Raw genomic sequence first — 9,144 nt, 5'->3', positions numbered from 1 at the left:
GGTTTACGCTGGTAACGCGGGGTGGAGCAGCCCGGTAGCTCGTCAGGCTCATAACCTGAAGGCCGCAGGTTCAAATCCTGCCCCCGCAACCAAGCCTTCTCCTAGATACTTATCGCTGGCGCGAAGACTTCATCTTCGCTGGCGATGGTAGCTCCTCGTCCTGCGGACCATAACCTGAAGGCGAGACGCGGCACAGAAAACCACAAAGCCTGCCCCCCGCTGCCAATAAAACTTGCAAATTCTCCGACTCGGGATATTTGCCCTTAAGCTCCTCCGCGCAAGCGTCGACGGGCTTTTGATTGAGCTAGCGTTTCGTGAACGAAACGCCGCGCAATTTCTGAAATGGGAGGAAATGACTTGAACGAGACTCAACAACTGTGGGAATGGCGCGAGAAGATCGCAAATCTCTACTACGAGGTACGTTCTAGTCCGGACGCGGTTGCTGCCTGGAGGCTTTGGTGCGACACCCGTTCGACCCTGTTTCGCGACCATCCTCAGTCGCCAATTGAGTCGGTCGACCGCAAGACGTTCGAAGGGCCGACGATATTTCCTTATGATCCCTCGTTGCGCCTGGCTGTTCAGCTTGTCCCGGAAACGCCGGAACGGATAGCCGTCGCAACAGGAGTGGATGGTGACCTGTCGATGCATGCTTTCGCCCGTACAACCGGGCTGGAGACCAGATTGGGTGGCGAACTAACCCTTTACTGGATTGAGGGGTACGGCGGTGGCGTGTTCCTGCCGTTTGTCGACGCGACCTCAGGGACCGAGACGTATGGCGGTGGCCGATATCTCCTCGACACCATCAAGGGAGCGGATCTCGGAGTTGTCCGTCCAGACGGCACACTAGTGCTTGATTTCAACTTCTCCTATTTTCCTTCGTGCGCCTATTCTTCCCGGTATGTCTGTCCATTAGCGCCATCGGGCAATCGACTGAAAGGCGCGGTGAAAGCCGGAGAACGGCTACCTATCTCGAAATGAGCCGCGGTGAAGCGGAGATGCAGTGATTGTGATGACAGCACATCCCTTACAAATAGGATTCTACTTCCTGCCGTTCACTGTCGGTGCAGTAAACCTTTGCTGCATCGAGTCGCCTGATAGCTATTTTGATTGGGCTCGAGGCTGATAGTTGAGTTGACATCAGAATTGCTTTGTCAAGAAAGAACGACGGGTCATGGTTTGTCGCCCAACCGGGCTTCAGCCGCCTCAATTCTTGCGCCCAAAGGTTATCTATCGGAACTAAGGCCAGTTTTAAGCTGAGTTAAATTTCGATCCAAAAGACCTTTCTAAATAGATCAGAAGCTGTGGTTCCATAACAGAACCTTATGCCAGCCAATCGAATTGGTTGGTCGAGGGTTCGAGTTGGTTCAAGGCGGCTTATTCTGCAACTCTCGGTGCGCTCGGGCCCCGCGCAACCAATTCCTCCTCCTCACAAAGATACTATTGCTCGCGCAGACTGCGGCGACGCTGGCGATACTAGCTCCTTGGCCAAACCATAACCACAAGGCCGCCAGACGCGGGCGCTGTTCGGCGGCGCGGTCGGTGATCTGCTGGATGATACTCTTTTGGGGCTGTTTCACGTTCCCGAGTTTGCCGCCCAGTTCGACAGCGCAGTGCATTCTTCAGCGGAGCCGTCCTATGGGAGATCATCTTCTCGCATACCCGGTCGAACATGCGCGTCAAAAGCAGTAAGCGCCTGCCTGGCGAGTAGGACGCCGGTCACCAGGGTCCTCTTATCATTTACCGAAAGCCGGGCATCGCTGCCCGGCTTCGGAGTCATATTCGATCGGATCGCAGGCGGTCGAGATCGCCCGCACGGAGCTTAAAGCGGGGCTCGCGATCGTTTTTGTTTCCAGGTAGGGTTCAAAGACTTCCTGCCCGCGTTCGCGGCCCCAGCCGGACTGGCGGAAACCGCCGAAGGGCAGCGCGCAGTCGCCCACGAAATGGCGGTTGATGCGGATCGTGCCGGCCCGCACCCGGGCGGCGGCCATCTTATGCGCGATGGAGCTCCAAGCGATATTCGTCTTACCTTGGACGGAAGGTAACGGCTGATCGCAATGCGGCGCCAATTGTCTGCGATACCAAAGAGCTACGGCCGTTCGCCAGCCTTGAGTCGCCGTCCGATGTCATCAATGACCGCAGGCAGATCGGCGATCGTGTCAACGACATAATGCGCGCCATGGGCTCTGAGGCTTGTTGAGGCGCGATTGCGAATATCGGAAAGCTTTTCTGGAGGAAGTGCGGTGATCTCTTCCGGCGTTAACCCCGCCTCGTTGCCGCTCAGGGCAACGCCGACGGTCCAGCAACCGGCGGCCACGCCTTCGTCGATCCCGACGCCGGTGTCGTCGACCTTGACGACTGCATGTGCAGGCCAGACTTCGAGGTCGAGGAAGCACTTATACATGTTCATCGGTGTCGGGCGTCCCTGCGGAAGGTCGCCCGCGCAAACCAGATTGTCGACCTCATAGCCCTGCGCCCTGGCAAGCGGCAGGATTCTCTCCATGATCGAACGCGTATAGCCGGTCGTCGAGCCGATCTTCAAGCCGCGCTGACGGAGTGTGCTCACAACGTTGACGGTGCCGGGCACGAGACTGGCGAATTTGTGCACGACCTCTTCGTTCATCGGCACGAATACCTCGTAGACGGCATCGACGTCTTCGCTCGACGGCGCCTTTCCGTGGCGTTGCATCCAAAGATCGTGAATGCGTGGTTGTCGCAACATGGCGTCGATATGGTCCCACTTCGGCCGACCCATCGGTTCTCGGGCTTCCGCGATCGTTACGTCGATGCCGAAGCGGGCGAAGGCCTCGACAAAGACGCCCATCGGCGCGAACGAGCCAAAATCAATGGTCGTGCCCGCCCAATCGAATATGACGGCCTTCAATTCGGTCATGCTTATGCCTCCTGAGGAACCGGAACGGATGAAAAGAGATCGTCAGCGACCTGTTCGCCGAGCGCGAAACCGGTCGAGGCGCCGGTTCCACCCGTCACCATGACGATGCGGACATTGTCGGCCGGCCGCTCGACGAGCACGGTGCGCTCGGCCGAGGAGGCATAGGTGCCGATCCAGCGGTTGACGACATGGCGGTCCGGGCAGTCGAAGATGCGGTCGAATTCGTCGAGGATCAGGCGATCGAAACGCTCTTGGGCAAAGGGCTGCTGGGCATTGCCGTAGACATGGCTGTCACCGACGACCAGCGAACCGTCAGCCGACTGCACGGCGATGAGGTGAATGCCGGCGGCGCGGCTTTCGGCCTCCTCCGCATCAAGCCGCCGGTCAAGCGCTACTGCTTCCGGAAGGGCGGCAAATCCCTCGTACCGGGCGAGACTCATGTCCGACATCACGGCGGCGCCGAAGCGGGTCGGCTGACCGGGCGAGACGCGCAGCATCTGCAACGTGCAGATGGTTAGCGGATGGGCGGCAATTACATTGGGAAAAAGGGTAGAGAAATCATCGCCGGGGCAGATGGCGACCGCTTCGGCCTCGATCGTGCCATGGCTGGTCTCGACGCGGGTCCCGTTCACCGAGCGCACCGCCGTATTCCAGCGGAAGTCGACCTGATGCTTGTGCTCGAGCCAAGTGGCGAGCTTCGGCAAGGCCTCCGAGGATTCGACGCGTAGTTCATGCGGGCTGTAGAGCGTGGATTTTACGGCGTCCAGCCGCAGCGCGGGCACGAGATCGGCAGCTTCGGCCGAAGTGATCAGCCGGCATTGCTCGCCCATTGGAGTCTTCAGGAAGGCATCCAGAACGACGGCCGCCTCTTCCAGGCGCGCCGGCATTATGAGGCCGCGATGGATGACGGGGATGCCGGCCTCTTCGACGATCTCGGCCCAGATATCGCGGGCGCGCATGGCGCGGGCCCAATGCGCCCCGGCGCGCTGGCCCGTGATGGTGACGAAGCCGAAATTGCGGATCGACGCGCCGATGGCCTTGGCATTGCGTTCAACGACCACGACCTTCTTGCCTTTGCGCGCGGCGGCAAGGGCCACGCCGAGGCCGACAATGCCTGCTCCCACCACTGCGAGATCATATCCTGCAGCCATATCACCCTATCCTCACTCTGTTGCTTTCCTCAGCTGCCTGCTTCGCCGGCGAGCGACGAAAACCCGCATTTTATGGAATAGGGCAAAGGATATCGGAGCGATATGACAAAATTATAAAATTTCAAAAACTATATGCAAAACCTATAATCATAGCCATCACGCGTAAGGCAGATCTCCCTCCGCTTCGGCCAAATGATCCTTGGCGATATCGAAGAATGCCTGGATCGCGGCATGATCGCGGCATTCTGGCAGCGTGATCAGGTAGTGACCGATTTGAAGTTCGGGCTCGACGAGCGGCACTACGTCGATATGATCATCCGGGCTAACCTCGCCCTCTATGGAAATCGCCAATCCAATTCCGGCCGCCGCCGCAGCGTAGGCGACATCAAGGGTGGCGACTTCCATGACAGGCTTGAGCTGAATACCCTGCCGGTTGGCGGCGTCCTCCAGAAGAGTGCGTGTCCCGGATGCTTTATTCCACAGAACCATGTCCCGGCCGTCGAGATCGGCAAGCGTGAGCTTGCCTCTTCCGAGCAGCGGATCGCCCTTGCGGCCATAGATCGCGACGCGGGATTGGTGAAGGCGCAGCGACGAGAAGCGGCCGTCCGGCGCGACCTGCGAGACTGCCGCGACATCGAGTTCGCCGCGCGCCACGGCGTCCGTCAACTCCAGCGATGGGCCTCCGCGCGTCGTCAGGCGAAGTGAGGGAAATTGCCGCACGAAGGCCGTCAGGATCGGCATGAGGAGGCGATGCGCGCTGAAGCCGATGGAAATGGTGCCCTTGTTGAGCGATGTCGTGTCCGCGATTGCCCGGTCCACCTCCTGGACGCATTTCAGGGTGATTTTGATCTTGGCGATCAGATCGATCGCGGAAGGTGCCACCGTCACGTTATGGCCGTCGCGAATGAAGACGCGGGTGCGGCAGAGCTCTTCGAAGGATTGTACCTGCGTCGAGACCGACGGCTGGCTGATGCCGAGATCTTCCGCCGCGCGCGAGAACTTGCCGGTTCGAGCGAGCGCCTCGACGGCTCTCATTTGCGCAAGCGTAACGGATGGCATTCCTTACCTCATGAAATTTTGGCGTCCCCAAGGCTTGCATACGTTGTCGCTTGCAGCCAGGCAACGGCCTTCAGCCTTCCACTTCGGCGATCAACGCAAATATCAGCGCAACATGGCCTTGTTGGACAGGCGCGAGAGGATCCAGAGCACGATCAATGTCGCCGTACCGAGGATCATCGTCAACGTCGCCGCATCGAAGATCGCTCCGCGGTCGGAAAGCGCAAAGATGTTGACCGGCAAGGTGACCCAGCCGGGCGGATAGACCATGACCGTTGCACCCAGTTCTCCCATCGACAGGGCAAAGCTCAGGCTGAACGCGGCAATCAGATAGGGCATCAGCAGCGGCAGGGTAATGCGGCGCAGGCGATAGAATGGGCGCGCACCGAGACTTTCGGCGATCTGTTCGCAATCTGCCGGAAGACGAGACAGCCCGGCAGTGACGTTGCCATAGGTAAAGGCCGAAATCAGCACGAAATGGGCGATCAGCACGATCATCCGTGTACCGTTCAGCAGGATGGGCGGCTGGCTGAAGGCGACGAGCAGGCCGAGCCCGATCGACACGGACGGTACGGCGCTTGGCACGAAGAAGAGAAGATCGAGAACCCGTTTCGGAAGCGGCTTGATCGGCCGTAGGGCGAGAGCTGCCCAGGTACCGGTGATGAGCGCGGCCACACTGGCGATCGCGCCGGTTGCGATGCTTGCCTTCAGGCTGTCGAAAGAGTCGCTCGTGAACGCATTGGCATAATGGATAAGGGTCAGCTTGCTGGGGAGAATCCCGTTCCATTGGCCGCTCACGCTGGCGAGCGCGATGACGGCGATGGGTAGGCCGTAGACGATTGCGAAGAGCGGAATGGCGACCAGCCAGACCATGAGGCGCCCGGACTTAGACCAGACCAGCACGACGGCCTCCAAAATGTGCGATCACGGCACGATATAGGCTGTAGAGCCCAAGCGAGAGCGCGACGTTAACGACGGCAATGACACAGGCCGTGGTGTAGTCGAATTCCTGAATGGCCTTGGAGTAAATCAGCACTGGCAGCGTGATGACACCCTTTGCGCCGATGAACAGAACGATGCCGAATTCATTGACCGTCAGCAACAGGCAGAGGCTGCCGCCGGCAATCAGGGCCGGCATGGCGGCCGGCAGAATGATCTGCCGGACGATGCGCCAAGGCTTGGCGCCGAGCGAGCTCGCGACTTCGATCTGCGCCTGCTCGATCTGAGAGAAAGTGGCAAGCAGCGGGCGCATGACGAAGGGGGTATAGACTGTCGTTTCGGCCAGGATCACGCCCCATTGCGAATAGAGAAAATTGATCGGCGGCAGATCGACATGCATGAGCTGCATCAGCGATTCATTGAGAAGGCCGGCGGAGCCATAGATGAACGTGAAGGCAAGCGTCACCAGAAAAGTCGGCAGGGCGATGACCGTGTCTATCACGCGTCCGCAGAATCTGGCGCCCGGAAAAGGGATAAATGCGATGACGAGCGAAAAGACAAAACCCAGGATCAGGCAGCCCGCTGTCGAGCCCAGGGCGATCACGATCGTATGCACAAGGCCGTCGTGAAATTCGCGCGATGCCAGCACCGTTTGGAACGTCGCCAGGGATAGCTTGCCGGTGTCACCGAGCGACTGCCGGAAAATAAGCCCCAGCGGATAGAAGAACAGCACGCCGAGAACCAACAGCGGCGGGGCAATCCAGGCCCGATCCCATCGGGGCCCGCGCTCAACGGAGGCGATAGCAACATTAGCCATGCCGCTCGTCCTCAGGCACGAGGGTCACGTCAGCCGGATTGAAATGGACGTCGAGGCGAGCACCCGGCTCCGGCGGCCGATGCATCGGCACGGAGGTCAGGCGGACTTCCTGTCCGGCCACATCGAGCGTGACGCTATGGGTATCGCCCTGCCATTGAACGCTGCGCACCGTGCCCGCCAGTCTGTTGCTGTCGCTCAGCGGCGGATCGAGACGGAAGTCATGCGGCCGGGCGCACAGGAGGCACTCGCTGCCCGGAGGCAGGCGATGATGGTTGCGGGCAATCAATTGCTGATCGCCGAAGGTCACCCGGGCCCGATCGCCATCGAGTGGCTGCAGATCCTTGACGGTCAGCAAATTCGCCCTGCCGAGAAATTCGGCAGCAAAGCGGTTCGGCGGATAGCGAAAAAGCGATTGCGCGTCGCCGAAGGCTCTGAGCTTACCGTCGCGCATGATGCCGATATGGTTGGCGAGCGTCAAAGCCTCAGACTGGTCATGGGTGACATACAAGACCGTCAGGGACGGCAGGTCGCGATGCAGCCGGGCAAGCTCATCGACCATCGAACGGCGGATCTGCGCATCGAGCGCCGAAAGCGGTTCGTCGAGCAATAGCACCTGCGGGCGGATGGCAATGGCCCGGGCAATGGCGACACGTTGCTGCTGACCGCCGGAAAGCTCCCGTGGATAGCGTTTCGCGTAGGCGGACATGCCGACCATGGCAAGCGCTTCCGGCACGCGCGCACGACTGACGTCTTCCGCAGTCCGGCGCGCCCGCAAACCGAAGGCGACATTTTCCTCGACGCGCATATGCGGAAACAAGGCGTAGTTCTGCACCACCATGCCGATGTCACGGTCATAGGGCGCGAGATTGGTAACGTCCCGGTCGCCAATGGTGATGCGGCCGCTTGCCGGGCGCACGAAACCGGCGACTGCTCTGAGCGCCGTGGTCTTTCCCGATCCGGACGGGCCGATCAGCGCGACAATCTCGCCGGGATTGACCGTCAGGCTCAATGAATCGAGGACGGTCAGCCCATTATAGGCGACAGAAACGTCCTCGAAGCGGATCCGCTTGGCGGAGGCGGCCGATGCCATTGTCATCGGCCGCGCGCCTTCGGAAACCATGGTTCCCGCCGACGACATCAGTTGCTCGTGGTCGCCTGGTTATAGGCGTCGACGTCCTGCTTCAGGTCGGCCAGCACCTGCGTCCAATCGGGCGACCGGATCTCGATGCCGTCCATGATGGCATGGAGCTTTGCATAATTGTCGTCGGTCGGATGGATGTCGGTGCGAACAGGCAGACCCTGGGCAACGGCACTGACGTCCTTTTGGGCGTCCTCGGCGAGCAGGAAGTCGATCAGCTTCTTGCCGTTGTCGCTGTGCGGCGCGCCGGCGACGAGGCCGATATAGTAGGGCAGCGGGAAGGCGGTCTTCTTGCCGTCCGGGCCGGCGGGGAAGAAGATCTTGATGTTCGGATTGTTGGCCTGCTGGGCAAGGTTCATCTGAAGGTCGCCGTTGGCGACATAGAGTTCGCCCTTGTTGACGAGCGCAGTCAGCTTGCCGGTCGAGGCGGAAGGACCGAGATTGTTGACCTGAAGCTTCTTCAGATAGTCGAGGCCGGCATCCTTGCCGCCGAAGGCATGGAAGGCCTGCAGCATCAGCGCGGTGCCATCGCCGGCCTGGCCGGGCGTCGAATACTGGATTTTCTGCTTGAACTTGGAATCGAGCAGATCCTGGTAGGTCGCCGGAGCCGTCTTCAAGACGGAGCTGTTGTAGATGAAGTTCGGATAGTTGTTGATCATCGCGACGTAGAAGCCCTTCGGGTCCTTGTCGCGTGCGTCGATCTTGTCGGCGCCAGCCGGCGTATAGGCCTGCAGCAGGTTTTCGCTCGCAGCCTTCTGCACGAAGGGCGGCAGAGTGACGAGAACGTCGGCCTGGGTGTTGGATTTTTCCTTGGCGATACGATCGACAACACCGCTGGAGCCAGCCTCGACATACTGGACCTTGATGCCGGTTGCCTTGGTGAAAGCGTCGAACTCATTGCCGAACCAGCTCGGCGAACCGTCATGAAGACCGTCGGCGCTGTAAATGGTCACGATATTGTCGTCCGCCATGGCGGGCATTGCGACGGAGGCGAAAAGCCCGGCAATCGCCAAAATGCATTTTGCGTTCATGATGGTTCCCTCACTGAAAATGCGATCCCGCTCGCCTGCCTGGCAGTGGATCGCAAGGAAGCTGTGCGAGGAAAATCATATGCAAAAACTATTACATCCAAATGACAATAGAAAAAAACTAT

At 59.8% G+C, this 9,144-nt stretch carries 9 protein-coding genes and 1 tRNA gene; 2 read left to right on the top strand and 8 right to left on the bottom strand.

The window, feature by feature from the left end:
* Positions 1 to 15 precede the first annotated feature (15 nt).
* Both PY649_RS23560 and PY649_RS23555 read left to right on the top strand, forming a co-directional pair.
* Positions 16 to 92: transfer RNA gene (locus tag PY649_RS23560), tRNA-Met, on the top strand.
* A 250-nt stretch (positions 93 to 342) separates the two neighbouring features.
* Positions 343 to 978 carry a DUF1684 domain-containing protein gene (locus PY649_RS23555; RefSeq protein ID WP_349644442.1) on the top strand — a complete coding sequence of 212 codons (636 nt, stop codon included), beginning with the start codon at positions 343 to 345 and terminating at the stop codon, positions 976 to 978.
* A gap of 755 nt (positions 979 to 1,733) precedes the next feature.
* Here the strand turns inward: PY649_RS23555 and PY649_RS23550 are convergent.
* From PY649_RS23550 to PY649_RS23515, 8 genes are all read right to left on the bottom strand, one after another.
* Positions 1,734 to 1,988 (bottom strand): aldehyde dehydrogenase family protein, encoded by a 255-nt coding sequence (locus PY649_RS23550; RefSeq protein ID WP_285871169.1) that lies wholly within the window; start codon positions 1,986 to 1,988, stop codon positions 1,734 to 1,736.
* A 98-nt stretch (positions 1,989 to 2,086) separates the two neighbouring features.
* The gene (phnX, locus tag PY649_RS23545; RefSeq protein WP_285871168.1) at positions 2,087 to 2,890 is read right to left on the bottom strand and encodes a phosphonoacetaldehyde hydrolase; all 804 of its coding nucleotides are present in this window, start codon (positions 2,888 to 2,890) and stop codon (positions 2,087 to 2,089) included.
* A gap of 2 nt (positions 2,891 to 2,892) precedes the next feature.
* Positions 2,893 to 4,041: a TIGR03364 family FAD-dependent oxidoreductase gene (locus PY649_RS23540; RefSeq protein ID WP_285871167.1), complete on the bottom strand. Its 1,149-nt coding sequence runs from the start codon at positions 4,039 to 4,041 to the stop codon at positions 2,893 to 2,895.
* A 156-nt stretch (positions 4,042 to 4,197) separates the two neighbouring features.
* A complete protein-coding gene (locus PY649_RS23535) occupies positions 4,198 to 5,100 on the bottom strand; it encodes a LysR family transcriptional regulator (protein ID WP_285871166.1) in 903 nt (300 codons plus the stop codon).
* A gap of 102 nt (positions 5,101 to 5,202) precedes the next feature.
* On the bottom strand, positions 5,203 to 6,000 hold the full coding sequence (locus PY649_RS23530) for an ABC transporter permease subunit (RefSeq protein ID WP_285871165.1): 798 nt from the start codon (positions 5,998 to 6,000) through the stop codon (positions 5,203 to 5,205).
* Complete coding sequence (locus tag PY649_RS23525; RefSeq protein WP_285871163.1) at positions 5,984 to 6,853, bottom strand: 2-aminoethylphosphonate ABC transporter permease subunit; 870 nt, start codon at positions 6,851 to 6,853, stop codon at positions 5,984 to 5,986. Before PY649_RS23525 ends, PY649_RS23530 begins: the two co-directional genes overlap by 17 nt.
* The gene (locus PY649_RS23520; protein WP_285871162.1) at positions 6,846 to 7,991 is read right to left on the bottom strand and encodes an ABC transporter ATP-binding protein; all 1,146 of its coding nucleotides are present in this window, start codon (positions 7,989 to 7,991) and stop codon (positions 6,846 to 6,848) included. Before PY649_RS23520 ends, PY649_RS23525 begins: the two co-directional genes overlap by 8 nt.
* On the bottom strand, positions 7,991 to 9,022 hold the full coding sequence (locus PY649_RS23515) for a 2-aminoethylphosphonate ABC transporter substrate-binding protein (RefSeq protein ID WP_285871161.1): 1,032 nt from the start codon (positions 9,020 to 9,022) through the stop codon (positions 7,991 to 7,993). Before PY649_RS23515 ends, PY649_RS23520 begins: the two co-directional genes overlap by 1 nt.
* Positions 9,023 to 9,144 lie beyond the last annotated feature (122 nt).

The sequence above is a fragment of the Rhizobium mayense genome (assembly GCF_030272705.1).
GTDB classification, from domain to species: domain Bacteria; phylum Pseudomonadota; class Alphaproteobacteria; order Rhizobiales; family Rhizobiaceae; genus Rhizobium; species Rhizobium mayense.
The sequence above is the reverse complement of the archived record's forward strand: the minus strand, read 5'-3'. Positions and strand labels throughout refer to the sequence as shown.